Source organism: uncultured Brachyspira sp. (assembly GCF_910588665.1).
Lineage (GTDB): Bacteria > Spirochaetota > Brachyspiria > Brachyspirales > Brachyspiraceae > Brachyspira.
Genome location: NZ_CAJUPR010000001.1, coordinates 240,185 through 265,299, shown reverse-complemented (window position 1 = coordinate 265,299; position 25,115 = coordinate 240,185). Strand labels below are relative to the sequence as shown.

The 25,115-nt window shown below is 28.7% G+C and carries 21 protein-coding genes; 8 read left to right on the top strand and 13 right to left on the bottom strand.

Translation table 11 applies throughout. The features are described 5' to 3' along the window. Positions 1–88 precede the first annotated feature (88 nt). The 3 genes from QZ306_RS01320 to QZ306_RS01310 are packed head-to-tail and all read right to left on the bottom strand — an operon-like array spanning position 89 to position 2,326. Positions 89–682 (bottom strand): restriction endonuclease subunit S, encoded by a 594-nt coding sequence (locus tag QZ306_RS01320; RefSeq protein ID WP_295159995.1) that lies wholly within the window; start codon positions 680–682, stop codon positions 89–91. 14 nt (positions 683–696) lie between these two features. After that, complete coding sequence (locus QZ306_RS01315; protein WP_295159993.1) at positions 697–1,218, bottom strand: shikimate kinase; 522 nt, start codon at positions 1,216–1,218, stop codon at positions 697–699. Then, the gene (locus tag QZ306_RS01310) at positions 1,211–2,326 is read right to left on the bottom strand and encodes a chorismate mutase (RefSeq protein WP_295159991.1); all 1,116 of its coding nucleotides are present in this window, start codon (positions 2,324–2,326) and stop codon (positions 1,211–1,213) included. Before QZ306_RS01310 ends, QZ306_RS01315 begins: the two co-directional genes overlap by 8 nt. A gap of 158 nt (positions 2,327–2,484) precedes the next feature. Between QZ306_RS01310 and QZ306_RS01305 the strand changes: the two genes are divergently transcribed. Further along, a complete protein-coding gene (locus QZ306_RS01305; RefSeq protein WP_363322640.1) occupies positions 2,485–3,471 on the top strand; it encodes a VWA domain-containing protein in 987 nt (328 codons plus the stop codon). A gap of 290 nt (positions 3,472–3,761) precedes the next feature. On the opposite strand, the gene QZ306_RS01300 is transcribed toward QZ306_RS01305, so the two are convergent. Both QZ306_RS01300 and QZ306_RS01295 read right to left on the bottom strand, forming a co-directional pair. After that, on the bottom strand, positions 3,762–3,998 hold the full coding sequence (locus QZ306_RS01300; protein WP_295159986.1) for a hypothetical protein: 237 nt from the start codon (positions 3,996–3,998) through the stop codon (positions 3,762–3,764). Between the two features lie 24 nt (positions 3,999–4,022). Then, on the bottom strand, positions 4,023–4,790 hold the full coding sequence (locus tag QZ306_RS01295) for a biotin--[acetyl-CoA-carboxylase] ligase (RefSeq protein ID WP_295159983.1): 768 nt from the start codon (positions 4,788–4,790) through the stop codon (positions 4,023–4,025). A 173-nt stretch (positions 4,791–4,963) separates the two neighbouring features. On the opposite strand from QZ306_RS01295, the gene QZ306_RS01290 reads away from it, so the two are divergent. Both QZ306_RS01290 and QZ306_RS01285 read left to right on the top strand, forming a co-directional pair. Then, positions 4,964–5,713: a basic amino acid ABC transporter substrate-binding protein gene (locus QZ306_RS01290; protein WP_295159980.1), complete on the top strand. Its 750-nt coding sequence runs from the start codon at positions 4,964–4,966 to the stop codon at positions 5,711–5,713. Between the two features lie 18 nt (positions 5,714–5,731). After that, a complete protein-coding gene (locus tag QZ306_RS01285; RefSeq protein ID WP_295159977.1) occupies positions 5,732–6,088 on the top strand; it encodes a GNAT family N-acetyltransferase in 357 nt (118 codons plus the stop codon). A 56-nt stretch (positions 6,089–6,144) separates the two neighbouring features. On the opposite strand, the gene QZ306_RS01280 is transcribed toward QZ306_RS01285, so the two are convergent. From QZ306_RS01280 to QZ306_RS01270, 3 genes are all read right to left on the bottom strand, one after another. Continuing rightward, positions 6,145–7,017 (bottom strand): hypothetical protein, encoded by an 873-nt coding sequence (locus QZ306_RS01280; protein WP_295159975.1) that lies wholly within the window; start codon positions 7,015–7,017, stop codon positions 6,145–6,147. 91 nt (positions 7,018–7,108) lie between these two features. Continuing rightward, on the bottom strand, positions 7,109–8,035 hold the full coding sequence (locus QZ306_RS01275) for a sigma-70 family RNA polymerase sigma factor (protein WP_295159972.1): 927 nt from the start codon (positions 8,033–8,035) through the stop codon (positions 7,109–7,111). 56 nt (positions 8,036–8,091) lie between these two features. After that, positions 8,092–9,549, bottom strand: a complete 1,458-nt coding sequence (locus tag QZ306_RS01270; RefSeq protein WP_295159969.1) for a hypothetical protein — start codon at positions 9,547–9,549, stop codon at positions 8,092–8,094. Positions 9,550–9,836: 287 nt separating this feature from the next. Here QZ306_RS01270 and QZ306_RS01265 point away from each other — a divergent pair, with 287 nt between their 5' ends. Beyond that, positions 9,837–10,262 carry a PepSY-like domain-containing protein gene (locus tag QZ306_RS01265; RefSeq protein WP_295159966.1) on the top strand — a complete coding sequence of 142 codons (426 nt, stop codon included), beginning with the start codon at positions 9,837–9,839 and terminating at the stop codon, positions 10,260–10,262. A gap of 122 nt (positions 10,263–10,384) precedes the next feature. On the opposite strand, the gene htpG is transcribed toward QZ306_RS01265, so the two are convergent. Together htpG and aroB are read right to left on the bottom strand one after the other, a co-directional pair. Continuing rightward, entirely contained in the window at positions 10,385–12,307 is a 1,923-nt protein-coding gene (gene htpG / locus QZ306_RS01260) for a molecular chaperone HtpG (protein ID WP_295159963.1), read from the bottom strand. Positions 12,308–12,471: 164 nt separating this feature from the next. Then, on the bottom strand, positions 12,472–13,530 hold the full coding sequence (aroB, locus tag QZ306_RS01255) for a 3-dehydroquinate synthase (RefSeq protein ID WP_295159960.1): 1,059 nt from the start codon (positions 13,528–13,530) through the stop codon (positions 12,472–12,474). Positions 13,531–13,748: 218 nt separating this feature from the next. Here aroB and QZ306_RS01250 point away from each other — a divergent pair, with 218 nt between their 5' ends. Both QZ306_RS01250 and QZ306_RS01245 read left to right on the top strand, forming a co-directional pair. Then, positions 13,749–15,251: a hypothetical protein gene (locus tag QZ306_RS01250; protein ID WP_295159958.1), complete on the top strand. Its 1,503-nt coding sequence runs from the start codon at positions 13,749–13,751 to the stop codon at positions 15,249–15,251. A 21-nt stretch (positions 15,252–15,272) separates the two neighbouring features. Next, entirely contained in the window at positions 15,273–16,172 is a 900-nt protein-coding gene (locus tag QZ306_RS01245) for a patatin-like phospholipase family protein (protein ID WP_295159955.1), read from the top strand. Position 16,173: 1 nt separating this feature from the next. Here the strand turns inward: QZ306_RS01245 and QZ306_RS01240 are convergent, their stop codons facing one another. Continuing rightward, on the bottom strand, positions 16,174–16,488 hold the full coding sequence (locus tag QZ306_RS01240) for a hypothetical protein (protein WP_295159953.1): 315 nt from the start codon (positions 16,486–16,488) through the stop codon (positions 16,174–16,176). A gap of 104 nt (positions 16,489–16,592) precedes the next feature. Here QZ306_RS01240 and QZ306_RS01235 point away from each other — a divergent pair, with 104 nt between their 5' ends. Continuing rightward, complete coding sequence (locus tag QZ306_RS01235; protein WP_295159951.1) at positions 16,593–16,952, top strand: methionine-R-sulfoxide reductase; 360 nt, start codon at positions 16,593–16,595, stop codon at positions 16,950–16,952. A gap of 9 nt (positions 16,953–16,961) precedes the next feature. Here the strand turns inward: QZ306_RS01235 and QZ306_RS01230 are convergent, their stop codons facing one another. Continuing rightward, positions 16,962–18,362 (bottom strand): sodium:alanine symporter family protein, encoded by a 1,401-nt coding sequence (locus QZ306_RS01230; RefSeq protein WP_295159948.1) that lies wholly within the window; start codon positions 18,360–18,362, stop codon positions 16,962–16,964. A 372-nt stretch (positions 18,363–18,734) separates the two neighbouring features. Here QZ306_RS01230 and clpB point away from each other — a divergent pair, with 372 nt between their 5' ends. Next, positions 18,735–21,314 (top strand): ATP-dependent chaperone ClpB, encoded by a 2,580-nt coding sequence (clpB, locus tag QZ306_RS01225; protein WP_295159946.1) that lies wholly within the window; start codon positions 18,735–18,737, stop codon positions 21,312–21,314. 66 nt (positions 21,315–21,380) lie between these two features. On the opposite strand, the gene dnaE is transcribed toward clpB, so the two are convergent. Then, entirely contained in the window at positions 21,381–25,043 is a 3,663-nt protein-coding gene (gene dnaE, locus QZ306_RS01220) for a DNA polymerase III subunit alpha (RefSeq protein ID WP_295159943.1), read from the bottom strand. Positions 25,044–25,115 lie beyond the last annotated feature (72 nt).

The following is a 25,115-nucleotide window of genomic DNA, read 5'->3' as shown; positions in this document are numbered from 1 at the left end:
TCTGCTGATGGGATTATATTTTATTATTTTGTATCTTTTTTTATTATTGCTATGCCTGCCTTCGACTTTATGCATTGAATTAAATGAATTAAGTCAATGGCTCGGGCTCAATTTTAGGAAACAGTTTCTGCATTAAGCCTTTTTTATATTTCTTTAATGCTTCAAGTTTGCGCTTTTCTAAGTCTATAAGCTCATCGGCGGTGCTCAATACTTCTGAAATTTTCTGCTGTTCTTTAATAGACTTTGATGTTTGTATTGAAAATTCTTTTATATATGATAATGGTATATTTTTTATTCCTGTTCCTATTCCTAATTTCATTATTCTATTTTCATTATGTTTTAAACATTGATATAAAAATAAAGTATCTATACTTGCATCATGTAATGTATAGCAATGCCCACTAGACCAAAATTTAGTTTTTATAAAATTAACATATCCGCAAGAACCACCTTCACTTATAGCTATTGTATTTGCTTCTCTATTATATGAATTACAATAACCAGAAAAAGTTACACCGCCGTTTAATACAGGATATTTACCATTTTCAATTAAATCTAATTTATTTTTTTGTTCTCCTTTTTTTATACTGCAAAGTTCTTCCAATTTTTTTTCTTCCCATTCGCCTGCTGTTTGGAATTCAGGGAATCTGAGTTTCGGGATTAGTTTTTTATTATTTTTCATAATTATAAATTTGGTTAAATTTTATATTCTTTAATAAAGTCATAAAATTTTTTAAAAGTATCTTCAATATTATCTTCCCAAATATTATACTCAAATACTATATGCGAGGCTTCTCTGTATAAAGAATCTCTTTGTTTTGAAAGCTCCAATAATTTATTTTTATCCTTTGAAAGAAGCGGTCTCTCTTTTGTATTTATATTCATAAGTATTATATTAGGATCTCTGTCTATAAAAATAGTCAGCCCATTTTTTTTCATAATTTCTCTATTTTTTTTATAAAGAACTATGCCGCCCCCTGTGGATATAACGGCATTATTCAAACTGCTAAGCTCTTCTAATATTTCACTTTCAATATTTCTGAAATAATCCTCTCCGTTATATGCAAAAATATCTGTTACAGTTTTATTTTCTTTTTTTTCTATAAATAAATCCGTATCATATAAAGCATAATTCAATTTTTCGGCTAGAAGTTTGGATAAAACGCTTTTTCCTGAGCCCGGCAATCCTATCAAAAATATAGTTTTATTATTATTCATCATAGCGCCCCAATATTATTAAATCTTCTACGCTTTTCTTAAAATCTTCAAATTCTTCTTTATACTTATCAAAATCTCCTGTCATATCTATATAAAAATAATATCTCCATTTTATCATACTATGCGGACGGCTCACTATAGAAGTTAAATTGAAAACATTTAATTTAGTTAAAGAATCTGCCAAGCTTCCATTTTCATGAGGAAGTAAAAATCTTATAGTCATTTTGCTTCCTTTTTTTAAAGCATTATCATAATTTACCGCTATGATAAAACGGGTTGTATTTCCTTTTATATTTTCTATATTTTCTCTGAGTATTTCCAAATCATAAATATTACATGCATTTTTATTTGAAACGGAGGCAATAGTTTTATCTTCGCAGTTTGAAACTATAAAAGCGGCTTCGGCTGTATTTGAAGCTGTTATCTCTTCAAAATTATTTTCTTTTATAAAATCGGAGCATTGCTTTAAAGCCTGATGATGCGATATAACTTTTTTAATATCTTTTATATCTCTTCCTTTTTTAGACATAAGAGCATATTCTATAGGCAGATATATCTCTCCTGCTATCTTGCAGTTATAATCAGCAAGTATATCCAAAACCTCATTGACCATACCTGTGGAAGAGTTTTCCAAAGGCAGAACTCCGTAATAACTCTCGCCGCTTCTTACACTTTCAAGAACATCTTCAAAATTAACTTTTTTTATAAGCTCAGTATTTTTTCCGAAGAATTTTAAAGCCGCCTCATATCCGTTTCCTCCTTCTCTGCCTTGATAAGCCGCCATGACATTATATTTAATTCCTTCTTTATTATTATGGTTAATTCTGCTGCAGCCGTCAATTAAATGCTTCTGAAACTGTTTCGATGAATACATAATATTATTATATATTGTTGTAATTAACCCTGATAATTCCTTATTTTCAAGTAATTGTATTTTACCTGCTATTATATTTTTTTCTCTTTCAGGATCAAATATGGGAGCATTATACTTTTTTTTTGTCTCTCCTACTTTTAAGCTTATTTTCATTCTTTTATCTATTAAACTCACTATCTGTTTATCTATTATATCAATTTCTTTTCTTAATTCATACAGCTCTTCATCAAGCATTATAATGTCCTTAATTTATTTTTAACAAGCAGTTAGTATTATACTAAATAGATATTAAATTGCAAAGTATTTTTTATATTTCATTCTTTACTTTTATCCGTATTTTAGTATAATAATCTACCGAATATTACTTTATAATAAATCAGGAAAATAGGCAAATGACTTTCGTATCTTCTAAATTTTTATTCTTACTATTAAGTTTACCGATTATAATATTTTTATATATTCAAACCAGAAAAAATCATTCATACTCGGTAAAGCATCCAAGAGTAAGTATGTCTAAAGTATTAAAATCCAGATATTATATAAAAGATGTGCCGTTTGCCCTTATAGTTTCAGCTTTATTCTTTTCTATTATAGGTTTGGCGCGTCCTGCAAAAGTTTCTCATTTATCGGATATAAACGGCGAAGGCATTTATATTTCTCTTGTAGTTGATGTTTCACCCTCTATGATGGCTGAAGATATGATGCCCACCAGACTGGAAGCTTCAAAAAAAACTATGATAGATTTCATAAAGAAAAGAAATTTTGATAAAATAAGTTTAGTTGCATTTGCTTTGAAAACTTCCGTTTTATCTCCCGCCACTTTTGATTATATTTCATTAGAGGAAGAAATAAAAAAAATAAAAATAGATGAAGAAGGCTCTACTTCAATAGGATTAGGTATTGCAACTGCAGTTGATATGCTTAGAAATATTAAAGATAATAATGAAAAAATAATTATACTTCTTACAGACGGAGAAAACAATTCAGGAGAAATAGATCCTAAATTAGCGTCGGAAATAGCTTCTAACTTTAATATAAAAATATATACTATAGGAATAGGAGATGCCAACGGAAGTAATGCTTGGGTCACATACAATGATCCTAATTACGGCAAAAGAAGAGTAAGGGCTGACTTTACCTTAAATGAAGAGGCTTTAATAGATATAGCCGCATCTACAGGAGGAAAATATTTTAATGCTAAAACTACATCTGCATTAGACAATGTCTACAATACCATAGACAGAATAGAAAAAAAGCCTATACTTGACGATAACCTAATTAAATATGAGGAACTTTATAAGCCTTTTATTATAACAGCGCTTATTTGTATATGTCTTAGTATTATACTTTCCACAACGAGATTTTTAATAATACCGTAACTGCATAGTACAGATAAAATACTGCATTTAAATATTATTTAACTTTTTAAAGTAAGTAAAAATGCATATCATAATTTAGATAGGTGTATATTTCTAAAAATTATTATATTTTTTTGATTTTTAAATAAAAATCAGCAATATTTATGGCTTTTAAACAAAATATTTTGAAATTCTATATTGATAAAAAACTATATATAGTATACTATTTGCATTAGATTGTTTTTATTTTTTATCATATGTTTTCTTGAAAAACCTGTCATAATAAACCCCATTTATAATGACAGGTTATATTATTTATTAATGCTAAATAATAATTCCTTAGCTATAAATATGCTGAATACAATAAGTATAGCAGCGCTTATTGCCGCACTTATATAAGGATTAATACTAAATAACAATGATATTAAGGCTGTAGTTACTATGGATAATAATATAATAATAATTTCAAATACTATAAGCAAAGCTAATTTTTTTTTATTAATATGTTTTTTTTCTCCCTGTTTTTTGTATGGTATAGGTTTTCTCATATTTTTTATCCGTTTAATTAATTTTTAATAATTTGTATATATATCTAAAGAAGCTCTTGATATCCAAGTCTCCTCTTTTCCATAAACTATAACTTTTAAATATCCTTCTTCCGTTATGCCTTTAACTAAAGCATCAATATATTCATTATCTTTTTTTGCTTTTACGGTTTTTCCTATCATATTGCTGTATTCAATAAAATATTCAGGCAAACTCTTTTTTCCTGTATAAACTTCTTCAAAATATGAAATAAATATCTTATAAAAGTATGATAATTCAGTTTTTATATTAGATTCCATATATAAAGATGTAGCTTTATGTCTTATATCCGAAGAAAAATCTTCACTTTTATGATATAAATTAATTCCTGTTCCTATTATGCATGCATTTCTGCCGTTAACAGATGTAGCTTGAATAAGAGTTCCAGATATTTTCTTATTGCCAACCAAAACATCATTAGGCCATTTTACATGAGCTTCTATACCGTATTTATCTCTTAAACATTTACTCAAAGCAATACCAGGCAAAAAACTTAATGCATCTTTTCTATACGGATAATATAATAAAACGCTGAACCATAAGCCTAAATCATTATCGGAATGCCATTGATTGCCATAACTTCCCTTACCTGCAGTCTGATTTAATGCTATATATACGCTTCCCTCCTCTAATTTCATACTGCTATTTAAATCTTCAATCATCTTTTTATTTGTACTTTCCAAAGATTTAAATAATACAGTGTTTTGTCCGTATATTTTAGTATTCAAATTTTCTGTAAATATGTTAACTTTCATTTTTCTATTATATATTAAATAATCATTATATCAATATTATGATAGCTATATTTTTTATATGACAGCATTAAAAATATATATTTTAATTTCTTGACTTTTATAATATATTAAAGTAATATTCTATACATCAATACTATAAATAGTATTCAATAAAATATTAAAGAAGGTTAAAAATGAAAAAAATATTAATATTTATGATTATTGCTTTATCAGCAGCATTATCATGTTCAAATGAAAAAACATCAAATACATCTGAACAGAATATTAAAGATACTATATATGTGGGAATAGATGCAGATTTTCCTCCTTTCGGATATTTGGATAACGGCAATATAGCCGGTTTTGATTATGATATTATGAATGAAATTGCTGAATTATCAGGTTTAAATGCCAAGTTTACGCATATGCAATTTAAAGGACTTTTACCTGCATTGCAAGCAAAAAAGATAGATGTTATAATAGCTGGAATGACTGTAACTGAAGAGAGAAAACAATTTGTTAATTTCTCAAAACCTTATTATATATCAAGCCAAGTTATGCTGGTTCATAAAGATGATAATTCTATAATCACATTTAACGATTTAATCGGAAAAAATATCGGAGTTGTTATAGGTACTACTGGCGATACGGTGATGAGTGAAAAAGAGGGATTAAATGTTGAAAAATTTGATACGGGAGCCGCCGCTGTACTTGCTTTAAAATCAAAAAAGATAGCCGCTGTTGTATTTGATAAAGAGCCATGTAAAAATTTTGCAAAATATAATGATGATATAAAATTGATAGAAAGCGATGCTATAAAAGAAGATTATGCCATAGCCATAAGAAAAGAGGATACTTTGCTTTTAGAAAAAATTAATGACGGACTGTCTCAAATAATGACAAACGGTACTTATGAAAAGTTAATAGAAAAAAACTTTAAATAATATATTTTTAGCGGTATTATGAATATATATGAATTAAATAATAGAGAACCCGAATTAATTGATAAACTATATATATTATGGGAAAAATATGTTAGAGAAACTCATTTATTTTTAAACGAAAATGATATTATAAGCATATCAAAATATATAAAACCTGCTTTAATACAAATAAAACATTTGATAATTGCAGAAGATAATAATACTGCTATAGGTATGATGGGAATAGAAAATAATAAATTAGAAATATTGTTTTTAGATACTAATTATACAGGCAAAGGAATAGGCAGAAAATTGACAGAATATGCCATTAATAATTATTATGATGAACAAGACAATCATTTTCCTATTTTGTATATGAGATTAGAAAACAAATAATATTTATTAAAAAATTTAAAATAAAAGCCCTAATATATATTAGGGCTTTTATTTTATTATTGCAATGTTACAACATAATTCCATTGAGGCACAGGGTATCTTCCCGTTTTTCCGACCGATACGCCGTTTTCATCAGTAATTTCAGTCTCTGCATATAATATATATCTGCCTTTAGGAAGATAACGGTTTCCTGCGGACATTCTTCCTGCAAAATAGAATTGCGTCTGAGCCTGCCCGTCCAATACATATATTTTCGGAAGATAGAATACTAAATCTCTGCTTAATATATTATAATTATTATCTACTTTTCTGGCATATACTCTTATTCTTGCATATCTGCCCTCTGCGGGAGATTTTACAGCTAAAGTTATTAAAACTGGATTGGTTCTCGTTGCAACAAATCTGTCATTATAATTTATAATAAAAGAACTTATTCTTACATTGGTATTAACAGAAGATGCAGAGGCTGAAATATTATTATCAGGTCTAAGCGTATTAGAACTTGTTACCAAAACAGTATTTTCAGTATTGTATGTATAAGCGGAGCTTCTGCCTCCGTTAGGTTTAGGTACAGGAGGTATATCTGGTATATCATTATTATTATAAGACTCATATAAACCATTATTAGAAAGATTTATATAATCATCTTTATTATCTGCAGGCTGAGTATTCGTATTTTTATCCGAAAGTATAGTGTTATTTGTGGCTAGAAAATCTTTTTCCTCTGGGGTTATATCATCTCCGAATATATCATCTGTTGTTATGGTATCTTCAGGCATATCGTTGGTTTCTGAATATCCAAAATCTAAAACAGGTATATTACTGCTGCTCAATATACTTTTAGTAATAAAAAATCCCGCTGTTAAAATCACAAGTAATATTACTATTATAATTATAGGCTTTAATTTTGCTTTCATTTCATTAGACATAAATTCACATCCGTAATTTTAATTATATGTTATTTTTTCGGTAAAAATATAAATTGTTTAATAAAAAAATATTATAATCATAAAAATTATATTAATCCCATAAAAAACTTTTCAATTCTTTAGATAAATTAAGACATGCAAGTTTTTTAATAGCCTTTATTTGTATCTGTCTAACTCTTTCTCTTGTAATATTTAATTCCTTACCCGTATTTTCAAGCGTTTTTGCCTCTTTTCCGTATAAACCGTATCTGGAAATTATAACAGTTCTCTCTTTCTCATCTAAACATTTTAATGCTTCAGTTAAAGTATCTCTTAAACTATCCATAAAAGCTTTTTGATGCGGGGACGGAAAATTTTTATCTTCTATAATGGAAGTCATATCATTATTATCCGAATTCCTAAAAAAAGAATCCACACTGGCGGTATCCTGAGTAAACATCATTATATATGACAAAGTTTTTCTGTCAATTTTCATTTCTTTAGCTATTTCATCTATAGTGGGATCTCTTGCTAATTGCTGAGTAAGAGATTTTGATGTCTGTATGCTTTTCTTTATTAATCTTGCTATATGCATAGGAAATCGTATAATATGCCTTTTGCTTGATATCTCCTTAACTATACTTTGTTTTATCCACCAAACACCATAAGTAGAAAATTTAAAGCCTTTTTTATATTCAAATCTTTTTACAGCTTCTATAAGACCGATATTTCCTTCGTTTATTATATCAATAAAGGGCACTCTGCTGTTATAATATCTTTTTGCTATGCTTATTACAAGTCTTAAATTAGATTTAACTAATTTATGCTGTATGGAATCAATTTCTTTATCCAAGCTTTCTAATTTTTGTAAAGATTCTTTATCATCATTATTTAAAATTAATGCTCTTTCATCACGGCAGACTTCAAGACGCTGCCATAAATCTAATTCTTCTTCTTTTGTGAGTCTTCTTATTTCGCCTATCTGCTTTAAATATACGCTTACAGGTCCTTTATACTCTTGATTAATATCCTTTTTCAATAAATAATTCCAAAAATAAAAAATACTACTATAGGATATAAGATTTTTGTAAATTGTCAAGTATAAATAAAATTTAATGCGAAAGGAGCACTATATATTGAGGCATTTCTGACTTTTTCTAAGTATCTTATAAATATTGTGAAAATTATAGGATCTATTTTTATATCATATTGTAAAAAATGCTCATACATATAACCTATTACCTCGCTTTCAATATTATCCGCATCAGTTTTAGAAATATTAGTGTATAAACTGTCATAAGAATCCACTATCTCAAGAACCTTAGCTGGGAAATACGATAAAGCCGATAAGCTGTTAATATCATTGGTATCATAGGTTAATATATTTTCTATATTATTAGACTGCCTATTTGCAAACTGCTTATTATACATATTTGTAAATATACCGTAACCGTTTCCGTAATACTCATGATGAAGACCTACAGTAGTATATGTATACTCATTTTGAGACATACAGTATTTGAGCAGGTTAAAACCCAATACCGAATGATAATCTCCTTCATTATTATTGACAATAGGAATATTAGGCAGTATATCCACAAGAGCTATATCATGCCAAAAAGCGGCTCTTGCATAATATTTTATCTCGTTTTGCTCTATTTTTCTAAAACCTACTTTTGATATATCTTCTATTCTATTTACCTTATGTTCTAAATTATATTTCTTTCCTATTTTGTAATAATAAGGATAATACTTCTTTTTATAATCCGCTCTTAATTTAGAAGCTATGCCTCTCGATATCTCTTCATTGTAAAAAAGCAGAAACTCTATCATCATAATAAAAACTCTGTTGCTGTGGCATATTACATTATTATCGCTGAATGATGAAACATCTCTAAATATATTAAAACCGTCATATTCCTTATCTAATATACTGACTATAGTGCCTATAATGTCTGCAAATATTAAATCGTCTTTCTTAACATTCTGATAATTTTTCAAATCGGATATATTATTCTGCTTTATATAATTTAAATGATATATAAGATTAAGTCTTTCTATAATTCCTATATCTGTTAAAATACCTCCTATAAGTCTAGCCAATTCAAAATCTATTTTATTACAAGTTATATAAGACTTCAATTTATTAAATGTGTTTTTAAGATAATCTATTCTCTCTATATGTCTTACGGATATTAATTCATTAAAATGATTATCATAATACTCTGTATCATATTCAAATTTACAATTTTTATATAATGAATAAAAAATATTAATATCATGTATATCGGCAGACGATTTATTTAAATCTATGCTGAACTGTTTTCCTATTATTGAAGTTAATGATTTATCTATATAAATATAAGAATTTTTAATATACTGAGAACCCTCCAATGGGAACAGGGTATCCTCTATTTTTTCACAGGGTATAAAACTCAATATACCATTCTCATTTATAATAATAATATCAAATTTCATATCTTTTATATATTTAATATTAGATTTTACTTGATGTAAATCAGTAAGAATGTATTTTTTTAAATCTATTATCATAATTTATACCAATTAATTATACTGTCTGCATTTTATATTATTTTTAATTAATTTCCAGATTATTTTATTTTTTTTAATTATTTTATTGATATTTATATAATTTTTTATTATATTTATGGTGTAATATTAAAATATTTCTGCTTAATTTATGAATATTTTTATTCATAAATTAAGCAGAAATTACATAAAATATTTGCAGATAATTATTTTAGTTTTTCGTAAAATAATTTTTTTTACAAAAACTAATAAATATGAGAAATATATATAATTATATTTCAAGGATATATATGATAAAAAAAATAATAATTTTATTTTTATTAATAGTTACAGCAATATATGCTGATGATATGTATATTTTACCAAATCAGCTTCCGAACAATATACTGCAGTTTATAAATACATACTTTTCTAATATTTCTATTATATATGCCGAAATGGATAGAAAAAAATATGAGGTTGTACTGGATAACGGTGTAGAAATAGAGTTTTTCAGAAACGGAGATTTAAAAGAAATAGAAGGAAATTATACGGCATTACCATCCAATATACTGCCTCAGGCTGTTGCAAATACGGTAATTAAAACTTATCCTAATACTGTAATAACAAAAATTAAAAAAAAGTGGAATTTTTATGAGGTAAAGCTCAATAACATGATGGAGCTTTATATAGATGCAAGCAACGGTCAGCTTTTAGGTCAGAAATTTGATGACTGAAAATATAATAAATATTCATTATGAAAAAAATAATTTTTTATATAATTAAAAAACAAAAAGGCGGCATTTATTTATGCAGCGCCTTTTTATTTAAAATTAATTTCTAATTAAAATCATATATATTATAATTTAAGCATTAACTTACTCATTCTTCCTGCAAATAATTTAGGATCTTCAAGAGGAAGCCCTTCAAGTATGCAGGCTTCATCATATAAAAGTTCACTGTATTCTTTGAAAATATCTGAAACTTTATTGGTCTGATATTCTTTTTCCATAGCCTTGAAAACATCATGAGATGTATTAATTTCAAGTACTCTTTCAGGCTTCATACCGAACATATTATTTCCTGTTTCGGCAAGAACTTTCGCCATATTAAAGCTTATAGAATCCTCCTTATTAGATAAGCATACCACACTCTCTTTAAGTCTGTCGGTCTCTCTTACTTCGGCAACTTTATTTTCTCCCAATACATCTTTTATGGCATTAAGAACTTCCTTATTGGTATTGTCTTTATTTTCATCTTTGTTATCGGCATCTTTACTATCAGCCTGAAGTATGGAATGAAGCTTAGTACCGTCATACTCTCTCATCATGCCGACCATAAACTCATCTACTCTGTCGGTAAAATAAAGCACTTCATAGCCTTTATCTTTCATACCTTCCATATGAGGAAGTTTTTCTATAGCTGATTTATCTTTGGCTGCGGCATAATATATAAACTCCTGACCTTCTTTCATTCTTGATTTATATTCAGCCAATGTTGTATATTCTCCGTCTGCTGTCTCAGACGATTCAAATAATAATATATTGGAAAGCTTATCTTTTTTTCCGAAATCTGAATATATCCCTATTTTTATTGATTCTCCGAACTCTTTGAAGAATTTCTCATATTTTTTTCTGTCATTTTTAAGTATATTTTCTAAAACATCAAGAATTTTCTTTTCAATATTTGACGATATTCTTTTTAACTGAGTGCTGTGCTGTAAAATTTCCCTTGAAATATTAAGCGAAAAATCAGGAGAATCAACCAATCCTCTTACAAATTTTAAATATTCAGGGAGCAAGTCTTTGCACTTACTCATTATAAATACATTTTTTGAATATAGCTCTAATCCTCTTTCAAAATCAGGGTGAAGAAAATTAAAAGGGGCTTTCGAAGGTATAAATAGAAGCGCCGTATATTCTATAGTACCTTCGGCTTTTGTATGTATAATCTCAAACGGCTCTGAATAATCATGAAAATGTTCTTTATAGAATTCATTATACTCATCTGTCTTAACATCGCTTTTTGACTTCTGCCATATACTTATCATTGAGTTTATAGTTTTCTCTTCATACTGCTGAACTTCTTTTTCATCTTTTTTAGGTATAGGCATATCCATAACTATAGGATAATGAACATAGTTGGAATATTTATGTATTAAGCTCTCTAAAGTATATCTATTGCAGTAATCCTCATCTGTAAAACCGTCTTCCTCTATTTTTTCATCTTTTCCTTTTAATTTTAATATAATGGAAGTTCCTCTGTCTTGTTTATCAATATCTTCTATAGAGTAAGAACCGTCTCCTAAGCTTTCCCAGCGAACACCTTTATCAGAATCCACATTTTTAGTTTCTATTATAATATTATCGGCTACCATGAAAGCAGAATAAAAACCGACTCCGAATTGCCCTATTAAATCTATTCCGCTTTCCTTAGACGCTTCTTTATCTTTTTGTATTTTTTCTAAAAATGCTTTAGTTCCGCTTCTTGCAATAGATCCTATATTATTTATAACATCTTCTTTTGTCATACCTATGCCGTTATCAATTATTTTCAAAACTCTATTTTGCTCATCTATTTCTATTTTTATTCTTAAATTATCCATATCTGCATATTTATCACTTTTAGTTATGGATTCAAATCTGGCTTTATCTAAAGCATCGCTTGCATTTGATATTAATTCTCTTAAAAATATTTCTTTATGGGTGTATATGGAATGCACCATCAAATTTAATATCTGCTTGGTTTCGGCTTCAAAATTAAGTATTTCTTTTTCTGACATGTAAAAACTCCTTAATAGTTTAAAATTCTTTAATAGATTTAAAGATTAAATGCAATAAAAAGTATAAAACGGGAATATATAAAGTCATAAAAACTTTAAATATTATAATATATATACATAAAAAAATCAAATACTTTAATAATAAATAACTGCTTAATAAATTATTACTTAAGAATATCCTCAATATCAATTTTCTCTGTCTTAGGATTTCCTATACTCTCTAAAAATACAAAATTTATTTTATTTTTATTTCTCTTTTTATCCAATTTAATTGCATCTTTTAAGTTTATATTATCTGGTATGGATACGGGAAGACCTATCTTTATTAATATATTTTTTACTCTTTCCAATATATTATTATCTTTTGTTATTCCTTTTTTTATGCCGAATTCTAAAGCAAAAATCATTCCAATTGCAACAGCTTCTCCATGAAGCAAGACTCCGTACCCTAAGGCATTTTCTATGCTATGTCCTATAGTATGACCGAAGTTTAAAAACATTCTTTCTTTTTGCTCTTTATAATCAATTTCCACTATATGCGATTTAATTTCGCAGTTTCTTTTAAGAACAAAATCTATATTTAAATCTTCATTATTAAAATAATGATTTTCTATATGTTGTAAAAGTTTCTCATCAAATAATAAAGAATGCTTTACCGCTTCAGCCATACCTGCATTAAACTCTCTTTTTGGCAAAGATATAAATACCTTGCTGTCAATTATAACAAGCTTCGGACTATGAAATGCCCCCACCAAATTCTTGCCCTCTTTTATATTAATCCCTGTTTTTCCGCCTACTGAAGAATCTATGCAGGCAAGAAGAGTTGTAGGAATCTGCACAAAATCTATTGAACGCATCCAAGTTGCAGCAGCATATCCAGCCATATCGCCTATAACTCCCCCGCCTAGTGCTATTATTATATCGTTTCGGCTTAATTCATTTTCTGCAAGCGATGAATATATATTATAAACACTTTCAATATTTTTATTAGATTCTCCGTTTTTAAGTACGCATACAGAAGTAATTATACCTTCTTTTTCCAAACTATTTTTTATATATTTGCTATAAAGAGCATTTACTATATCATCAGTGACTATTAAAGCTTTATTGCCTTTTAAAATATTTTTTATTATATTTCCTGCTTCTTCTATTAATCCTTTTTGTATAAGAATATCATAATTAATTGTTAAATTATTCTTAATATTTACTTCTATCTTATTCATAAAAACCAAGCCTCATTATTTAGAAAATATATTTTACATGCAAAATTATAATATATTTTTCTGAAATAAAAAAGTTTTTAATAATAATTTTTTATTGCTGCTGATAAAAATTGTAAGCTTAAATAATTATAAGCAAGTAAGTTTGCATGCTTTTCAATTTGTACTAAACTTAAATAAACTGTATAATAATAGTGTTATTTTATATAATCGGAGCAGCTATGAATTTTACCGTACTTTATGAAAATGAAATAGATGAAAAAGATAAAACTATAATACAGGAATATATACTTAATAATGTAGAAGAATATAAAGAAAACTCCGCCAAACTTACAGAACTTGCAATAGAAGCCGTATCATTTTTAAGCGCCGCTAAATCAAGAACCGAATATTTAAGCAAACAAGGTTTTTTAGAAAATATATTAAACTCTGTAACAGGACAAAACAGAAAAATAAGAGGAGAGATAGACTATAATTATGCTGTAGTAAAAAATGCTTCTATAAAAATGATTGAATATTTGGCAAAGCAGAATAAAATAACTTATGAGGGATTAATATACATAAACAATAAATTAAATAATATAGAAAAAAATATTGAAAAAGAATTAATAACAATATGCGGAAATATAAGAGAATCATTTAATATAATATTAAATAAAATAAATAATGAATCGTACAGAATAGATACATTAGAAAAAAAAATACAGCTGTTAGAGTTTAAAGCTTCTTCAAATATATTGGAGTTTGACAATATAAGTTATAATGAAATGGACAATATAGAAAAAGTATTATGTCTAAGCAGCGATTTATTTGCAAAAATTTCATATCCTAATAATATAGCGGATAATATCTCAAAAGAAAATATTTATATGATAAGATCTATATTATTAGACTTCAATATAAATATTAACAACAAAATAAAAGTAATAGATATATATTCTAAATTAATTGATAAGCCCAATTTTATAAAAAAGATTTTTGCAGATATTAAAAACGATATAAAACTCTCAGAGAGTATCATACCAATACTGAGCGGAGTAAAAAAAATAGAAAAATTAGACAAAGAAGAAAAATATATAATAAACTCAATAATAAAAATTACAGGAGATAATGAAAATACAAAAAATATAAAAATTAATTTATTAGAAGAATACGGATTAAATAAGGCAAATTTTGATTATAATTCGGAAATCACAAATTATGATATAATTATATTAATTATGAATGAATTAAAAATGATATCTGCAAATATTAATCTTCCTAAAATCTGCAGCATAACGGATACTGAAAAAACAATAAAATCGGCTTATAAATATTTTGAAGAAAAAAAATATAAGAGTGCTGTAAATGAATGCGATATCATATTAAAAAGGGATAGAAAAAATAAAGAAGCACATAATATAAAAATAGAGAGCATATACAAAATTTTAATTAAAGAAAATATGAATTTTGAAGTTCCTTTATGCTATAAAGAAACTGCCAAAATATATTTAATAAAAAAAGATTATGAAAACACATTTAAATATTTAAATAAATACTTTGATGCCTGTTCTTCAAATAAAGAAATATACAAATATAAAGAAAAATTAAAGCTTCAGTATAATAAAATTAAAGAGCATAAAGAAAAAACTAATAAAAAGATAGAAAAAATTACTGATAAAAATAAAAAAGACTATTTAGAGTTTATAAATGATTTTTGGGGAGTATATTTAAATAAAATTTAATATTAAAATTTCGGAGACTATATGAAAAAATTAGGTTTAGTTTTAGGAGGAGGAGGAGGACTTGGAAGCTATCAGATAGGCGTTTGGAAAGCGTTAATAGAATATGAAATTGATGCAATGATTAAATCCATATCAGGCACATCGGTAGGCGTACTTAATGCATGCCTAATAGCTCAAAATAATTATGATATCGCAGAATATATTTGGACTAATGAAATAGAAAATAAAATACTCTCTAAAAAGAAAATTGATAAAAACAATGAGTTTATATCTTCAAAAGGTATTTTCAGCAGAGAGGGGCTTATAGAAATAATAGAAAAATATCTGAATATTGACATTATAATTAATTATCAATATCCAATATATGCTACGGCTGTAAATTTAAAAAATATAGGCGCTGAATATTTTAAATTAAATAACAGAAGCGAAAAAGAGATAAAAAAAATAATGATGGCAACAAGCGCGATACCAATAATATTCGGTAGACAGAGAATCTATGATACTTATTATATAGACGGAGGAGTAGAATTTCTTAAAGGAGATAATTTACCTATTAAGCCGCTTATTCAGGAAGAAAACTGCGATGAAATAATTGCAGTAAATTTATACAAAGAAAATACAGTAAGAAAATTTGACAACTGCAAAGTTTATGAAATAGTACCGAGCAGCAATATAGGAAATTTTTTCAGCGGCGCTATGGATTTTTCATTAAAAGGAGCTAAAATCCGCATAGAGGAAGGATATAAAGATGCTTCAGAAATGCTTAAACAGATATTTAAAATGGGAAAAACTCAAATAGAAAACTTAGAAAATACTAATATAATGTACAGAGATGAAGCTGACAATTATATAGAAAATAAAAAATTAAAAAAGAAGCTTCATAAAGCTGTGGAAAACTTAAAAATAGATAATAATCAGTAAATTATTGAATATCTGCTTTTAGTATGCTTCCTATATAATATATAATATTATTAGCCTTCTCTTTATCTGCACTATATGAACTGAATGTTATGCTTGATAATTCTTCGTATATAGTGAAAACTATATTATTAATTATTATATCTTCAGAGTATATTCCGTTCATAATATCGGATTTCACATTTTTAATAATTATATCTGGGTACTCATTTTTCAAAATATCTAAAAGTACGGAAATAGGAATTTCTTCGTCTAAATCATCATATATATGATAAAGCTCATATTTATTATTAACTTTTCTTAAATGCCATTTATTCATAACTATATCCTTTTTTATTAAAAATAATAAAAACTTTAATTTGTAAAAAATATAAATAATATTATAATAATATATATATTTAAATATATAAGAGGATTTAAAAAATGGAAAAAAGAGAACTTACGGAAGAAGAAAAAAATATAATTATATTTAAAGGAACAGAATATCCGTTTACAGGCAAATACAATGATTTTTTTGAAGAAGGCGTATACTGCTGCAAACAATGCGGAGCCGAATTATACCGTTCAAAAGATAAATTTAAATCTAATTGCGGATGGCCAAGCTTTGACGATGAAATAAAAGGTGCGGTTAGAAGATCATTAGATGAAGACGGATATAGAATAGAAATAACATGCAGCAAATGCGGCGGACATTTGGGACATATATTTGAAGGAGAACATCTGACGGAAAAAAATGTCAGACACTGCGTTAATTCAATATCTCTGATATTCAAGCCGAAATAATAAATAATATTATCTTTTATTTATATTATTATATTCCTTAAACAAAGCCGACACAATGCCGCTTAAAGCGAGAAGCCCTAAAATATTCGGTATAACCATAAGTCCGTTAAAAGTATCCGCCAATGCCCATACCAAATCAACTTTTAATGCCGAACCTAAAAGCACGAATCCCACTACTAATACGGAATAAACTTTTTTAGCTTTTATTCCGAATAAATATTTAATGTTCTGCTCTCCGAAAAAATACCAGCTTATTATAGTGGTAAAAGCAAAGAAAAATAAACATACGGCAACAAATACAACGCCTAAATGTCCGAATCCCAATCTGAAAGCCTCCTGAGGCAAACCTACTCCTTTTAGAATCTCAGGTATATCTGATACGGAAGATAGAGTATATATCTGCGTCTGAAGTATATCTGAAGCAAGTATAACTAAAGCGGTTAAAGTTACAACTATAAATGTATCAAAGAATACTCCTATCATAGCAACAACACCCTGTTCGCATGGATGATCAACTTTAGCTAAAGCATGAGCATGAGGAGTAGATCCCATACCCGCCTCATTAGAAAATAAGCCTCTTGCAACTCCAAAACGCATAGCCTGCTGTACTCCTATACCCAATCCTCCTCCTATAACAGCCTGAGGATTAAAAGCCGATGTAAATATCAAAGCTATAGAACTAGGAAGATTTTTAATATTCATTATGATTATTATTAAAGAACCTATTATATAAAATAAAGCCATTACAGGCACTATTTTTTCTGCAAATGAAGCTATTCTTCTAAGTCCTCCTATAAATATAAATGCTGCTATCAATGCGCATATTATACCTGCATATATAGGCTTAATCTGCGGAAAAGCATTAACAAAAGCTCCGCTTATGGAATTAGACTGCACCATATTTCCCATAAATCCTAAAGCTAATATAATAAATACTGCAAACAAAACCGATAAAAATTTACCCAAAAAACCTTTATAAGCAGCCTGTATATAATATGCAGGACATCCTATAACATGACCGTCTTTAGCTGTAGTTTTATATCTGCTTCCCAAAGATGCTTCTGCAAATATTGTAGCCATACCAAAAAAAGCAGATACCCACATCCAAAATATTGCTCCAGGACCTCCTGAAATTAAAGCCGTAGCGGCGCCCGCTAAGTTTCCAGTTCCAACCTGAGCGGCTATTGCCGTAGCAAGAGATTGAAAAGAACTCATTCCTTCCTTATCAGCTGCTTTTCCCATTAAAGAAATACTTCCGAATATTCTATTCCATCCGTCTTTAAAATTTAAAATCTGCACAAATTTGAATCTTATGGTAAAATATATTCCGCTTCCGCATAATAAAATTATCAATAGATAATCCCATAAAAAACTATTAACTTTTGCAATTATCTCCGACACAAATTCCATAATAAACTCCTAAGCAGATATTTCAAATAATAATCAGTAAAAGATTATATCATAAACAGTATTTTTTTATATATTATTAAAACATTAATTTAATTTTTATTACAAATATTTTCTATATATAAAACAGCTGCTTTCAATATATAGTATAATTTTTATACATCAAAGTATATTCTATATATAAAAATTATACAATAGTATTAATATATACATAAAAAAATTATTATATATACTATGATAAGAGCCTAATTATACATTAATCTATATATAATTGGTATATTTTTTGCATATATATAAATAAGGCATTTAAATGCTTAAGCAAATTATTTAATTAAAACTTAAATAATTAATTTATATAAGGAGCGGATTTGAAATATGGATTATAATAAATACACAATAAAAGCCCAAGATGCTGTAAATGAAGCTGCTAATATAGCAAACGGCGAAGATCATAATGAAATAAAAAGCGAACATTTATTACTTGCGCTATTAAAACAGGAAGATGGGCTTATACAGCCTCTTGTTGAAAGAATAGGTGTTCCTATAAACACATTAATAGATAAAACACAAAGAATAGTTGATGAAAATGTAAAGGTAACAGGCGAAAATGTTCAGCTGCATTTATCATCTAATGCGGGAAAAGTTTTATCTAAGGCTGAAAAAGAAGCAAATGCTTTAAAAGATCAGTATATATCCACCGAGCATATATTCTTAGCGCTTTCCGAAGCTGATAACAAAACGGGAGATATGCTAAGAAAAATCGGAATAAGTAAAAAAGAAGTTTTGAGTGCATTAAAAGAATTAAGAAAAGGACAGAAAATTAATAGTCAGGATCCTGAAGCAAAAATGCAGGCTCTTGATAAATACTGCCGTGATTTAACTAAATTGGCAAAAGATGAAAAGATAGATCCAGTTATAGGAAGAGATGAAGAAATAAGAAGAGTTATGCAGGTATTATCAAGAAGGACAAAAAATAATCCTGTGCTTATAGGAGAGCCAGGAGTAGGTAAAACAGCCATTGTTGAAGGACTTGCAAGAAGAATAGTTTCTCAAGATGTACCTGAAGGACTTAAAGATAAAAGAGTGTTAGCATTGGATTTAGGTGCATTAGTAGCGGGAGCAAAATTCAGAGGAGAGTTTGAGGAGAGACTGAAAGCTGTTATTAATGAGGTGGAAAAATCGGAAGGCAGTATAATATTGTTTATAGATGAACTTCATACTTTAGTAGGAGCAGGCGCTACGGAAGGAGCTATGGATGCTTCTAATTTGCTTAAACCAGCATTGGCAAGAGGAGAATTAAGAGCAATAGGCGCAACTACTTTAGACGAATACAGAAAATATATAGAAAGAGATAAAGCGCTTGAGAGAAGATTCCAGCAGGTATACTGCAAAGAACCAAGTGTTGAAGATACCATATCTATATTAAGAGGATTAAAAGATAAATACGAAGTTCATCATGGTATAAGAATAAAAGATGAAGCGCTGGTTTCAGCAGCCGTTTTATCAAACAGATATATAACTAATAGATTTCTGCCTGATAAGGCTATTGACTTAGTAGATGAAGCTGCAAGCCAATTAAAAATAGAAATAGACAGTCAGCCTGCAGAACTTGATAAAATAGAGAGAAAAATTTTACAGCTCAATATAGAAAAACAGGCGCTTTCAAAAGAAAATGACGCTGCTTCTAAAGAAAGACTTGAGAAACTTGAAAAAGAATTATCAGAACTTTCCGAAAAACGCAATGCTATGAAGCTTCAATGGGATAATGAGAAAGGAAGAATTGAAGAAACAAGGAAATTAAAAGAAGAGCTTGAAGCTTTAAATATAAAAGAAACTCAGTATACAAGAGAAGGAAATTTGGCAAAAGCCGCTGAAATAAAATACGGTAAAATTCCTGAACTTCAGAAAAAACTTGAAGAGGCTTCTAAAGCAGCGAATGAGGCAAAAAACTCTGATAAAAAAAGGCTCTTAAGAGAAGAGATTTCGGAAGATGATATAGCAAAAGTCATATCGGTATGGACAGGCATACCTGTAAGCAAAATGCTTGCGGGTGAAAAAGAAAAATACCTGCAGCTTGAAGAAGTGCTTCATAAAAGAGTTGTAGGACAAGAAGAAGCTATAACTTCCGTTGCCGATGCTATCAGAAGAAACAGAGCAGGACTTTCCGATGAAAATAAACCTCTTGGAAGCTTTCTATTTATAGGACCTACTGGGGTTGGAAAAACCGAACTTGCAAAAACTCTTGCCGATTTCTTATTCAGCGATGAAAAAGCATTAACAAGAATAGATATGAGCGAGTACATGGAAAAATTCTCAGTTACAAGGCTTATAGGAGCTCCTCCCGGATATGTAGGTTATGATGAAGGCGGACAATTAACGGAGGCTGTAAGAAGAAGACCTTATTCTGTTATACTATTTGATGAGATAGAAAAAGCTCATCATGATGTATTTAATGTGCTTCTTCAGGTATTGGATGACGGAAGACTTACAGACGGACAAGGAAGAATAGTGGACTTTAAAAACACTATTATAATAATGACAAGCAATTTAGGTTCGGACTTGATTCTTGAAGCTAATGATATAAAGGATATAAAAGAAAAAATTAATGAACTATTAAAAATGTCGTTCAGACCCGAGTTTTTAAATAGAATAGATGAGATAATAACATTTACAAGACTTGAAAAAAAATATATTGCCGAGATAGTAAAAAATCAGATATCAAGAGTAGCTGACAGACTTAAAGACAGGAGAATAACATTATATATAAGCGATGAAGCTGTAAATTATATTGCCGATATCGGTTATGATCCTCAATTCGGAGCAAGACCCTTAAAAAGAGCCATACAAAACTATATAGAAAATCCTTTGTCTAAGGAAATACTCAGAGGAAAATATTTGGAAGGAGACACTATTAAAGCTGTAAAATCGGGAGATAATTTAATTTTTGAAAAATAATATTTGTAAAAAGCCTGCCCTTAACTTAAGGCAGGCTTTTTAAATAAAAATTAAATTACTTATTATTTAAGCATATTCTATTTCTATCAGGGACCTTAATGCGCTTTTAGCTTCATTTAAAAATCTCTGATTCGGATCAACTTTGTAATTCTCGCCTATTTTGAATACTTCAGTACCGCTTTCTGATTTTAATTTTAAGAATATGGTATAATCTCCCGGATTTGAGGATATGGCATTTTGAAGGCATAATAAATCCATATCATCAAATATATTTTTATTAACATACAAAGCGAGCTGTTTTTTTCCGCTGCCGGTATATTTAGATGATATGCTGTTATTAAATGCAGCATTGGAAACAATATTATCCGAGCGTTTAATAATATTTTCTCTGTTATTCTTAAACTGAGCATGCAGACTATCATCTCTTAATTTAGAATCTCTTTTAATACTATCTCTGTTTATTTCCTTAAGCTTCATATTATTATCTTTCAGATAATCATCTAATAATTTTATATCCGAAATGTTATTATATATTTTTTCAGAGAATCTGTTTTTTTCTTTTCGTCCCTTTATCAATATACCTGCCTGTTCTTCAAGCATATCTCTATACTTAAGAATTTGATTTTTAGCCGTAATAAAAAATGTATATTCGGTAAATAAATCCATAACTTTTAATGCAAGCATAGGAGCATTTTTCTTTGTAGAAGATTCTATTACTGATATAACAACACATGGGATTAAGAACTCATCTTTATCTTTTAAATTATCAATATCTAAAGTATTATTGAAATATTTATAATCTATTTTACTTATATATCTTGAAAAAGGATGATACCTCAAAGAAAATCCTAAAACTTCTTTCTCATTTTCCATTAAAATATTCGGAGAATACTCAATATGCCTTTCTATAACCAAAGATGCGCTTCCTGAATCATCTTCAGACATAGAATCAAAAAGCATAGTCTGACCTGATAAAGTTTCTTTTTGATAATTAGATGCATGGGAGAGTATTGCATCAAGAGAAGAAATCAAAGCATTCTGAGTATATCCGAACTCCGAAAATGCCCCGCTCTTAATTAATGTTTCATAAACCTTTCTATTAACCAAATGAACATCAACTCTTTTAACAAAATCTTCCAAATTTCTAAACTGTCCGTTTTTTTCTCTCTCCTCTTCAATAGCTAAAGCTGCATGCAAACCTATTCCTTTAATAGCATGCAAAGCATAAATTATTTTTCCGTCCTTCTGCGAAAATAATGCATTGCTTTCAAAAACATTTGCCGTGATTACATCTATATTTTTTTGTTTAATTTCATTAAGATATAAGTCTATTTTATCAGTATCAGCTATAACCGTATTAAGCAAAGCCACATAATATTCCATAGGATAATGCGCTTTTATATAAGCCTCCTGATAAGCTATTAAAGCATAACAAACGGAATGAGATTTATTAAAACCGTATTCGGCAAATCCTTTCATAGTATCAAAAAGATATGTTAATAATTCTTTATCATATCCTCTTTCAAGTCCGCCATTAATAAATTTCGCTTCCATAGAGTTCATTTTATCTGCAATTTTTTTACCCATAGCTTTTCTTAAATCATCGGCTTCTGCTGCAGTAAATCCTCCTATAAACCTGCTTATAGCCATAATCTGCTCCTGATATATAAGCACTCCCTGACTCTCTTTAAGTATAGGCTCTAAATCAGGATGTTTGTATACAATTTCTTTTCTTTTATTTTTTCTGTCCGCATAATCTTTATCCATTCCAGAATTCAAAGGTCCCGGACGATATAATGCCACACTGGAAACCAAATCATCAAAAACCGTAGGCTGTATATTAATAAGCATCTGACGCATACCAGGACTTTCAAATTGGAAAATACCGCCCGTATCGGCTTTTCTGAATATACTGTAAACGGCTTCATCATCTAAAGGAAGCTTATCAATATCTATTTCTATTTTGTATCTTTCTTTTATATCTTTAACCGCATCTTTTATAAGTCTTAAGTTCTTAATACCTAAAAAATCCATTTTTATAAGACCCGCACTTTCAACATAGGTCATCTCATACTGACAAGCTCTGGTTCCTGTCTTAGAATCCTGATACACAGGCGCTAAATCCATTATAGGATGAGAAGATATTATAACTCCCGCAGCATGCAAACCTACATTCCTTACCAAACCGTCAAGTCTTGATGATATTTCGTACATGCTTTTTAATTCCCTGCTGCTTTCTATCTCCTTTCGAAAATCTGCGCAATCAGGGTCATCATATATATCAACTACCCTTATATTATTAGGTATTCCTTTAGCAAGTCTGTCGGCTGTAGCCAAATCTATACCCATAACACGGCATACATCTCTTATAACGGATCTTCCGCCCAAAGCTCCGAATGTGGCAATTTGGGCAACATTATCTTTGCCGTATTTATCTTTTACATAATCTATTATTACTTCTCTTTTATCATCTTGGAAGTCTACATCTATATCTGGCATGCTTTTTCTCTCAGGATTTAAAAATCTTTCAAAAAGCAGATTATAATCAAGAGGATTAACCTTGGTAATTCCTGTGGCAAATGCAACTATGGAGCCTGCAGCGCTTCCTCTCCCTGGTCCGACTGCTACATCATTATTTCTGGCATAATTAATAAAGTCCTGAACCACTAAAAAATATCCTTCAAATCCCATTTTAGATATAACGCCCAATTCCATTTCAAGCCTGTCCATAGCATCTTTAGGGATATTATTATTATAGTATTTGCTTAGACCCTCTATACACATATTTCTAAGAGCAGTAGTCTCCGTTTCGCCGTCAGGAAGCTCATAATTAGGCATATAATAAGTTTTACTCATTATATTTAAATCTCTGCATTGTTCTGCTATCCTAACAGTATTTTCAAACGCTTTCGGAAGTTTTGAAAAAGACTTCATCATTTCCTCTTCGCTTTTTAAATGAAACTCATTACTTGGAAATTTATATCTTCTTGGAGAATCTAAAGTAGACTTTGTCTGTATGGCAAGAAGTATCTCATGGGCTTTAGCATCCTCTTTTAATACATAATGAACATCATTTGTTACAACCATTTCTATATTATAATGATTTGCTAATTTATATAATGCGCTGTTTAATGATTTCTCTTCAGATATATTATGATCCTGAAGTTCTATATAAAAATCATCTTTGAAAATAGATTTATAATACTCAGCCAATTTTGAAGCATGCTTATAGTCTTTTTTTCTTATGGCAATAGGTATTTCTCCCCCCATACATGCGGATAAGCAGATTAATCCTTTATTATATTTTTCTATTAATTCATGGTCAACCCTAGGACGATAATAAAAACCTTCTGTATATCCGAAAGTTACAAGCTTGCATAAATTATCATAACCTTCTTTATCCTTAGCAAGCATAATAATATGCATAGCGCTCTTTTCTTCTGAGTTTTCAGCCTTTTTATCGAATCTGGTCTTAGGGGCAACATAAAGTTCGCAGCCTATTATAGGTATAATGCCCTTGTCCTTAGCCTCAGAAAAAAACTCCATAGCTCCGAACATATTTCCATGATCGGTAATGGCTATTGCTGGCATTCCAAGCTCAAGAGCCCTATCTATCAAACCCGGTATAAGTCTTTTTTTCTTATCCTTTTTTGAATAGAGAGATTTTATGCGTGAAGCTCCGTCTAATATTGAATACTGAGTATGTACATGCAAATGAACAAATGACATATTAAACCCCTATCTGATTGCTTTTATTCTATAATCATTTAAGTTAAATATCAAGTCAAATTTATAAATTAT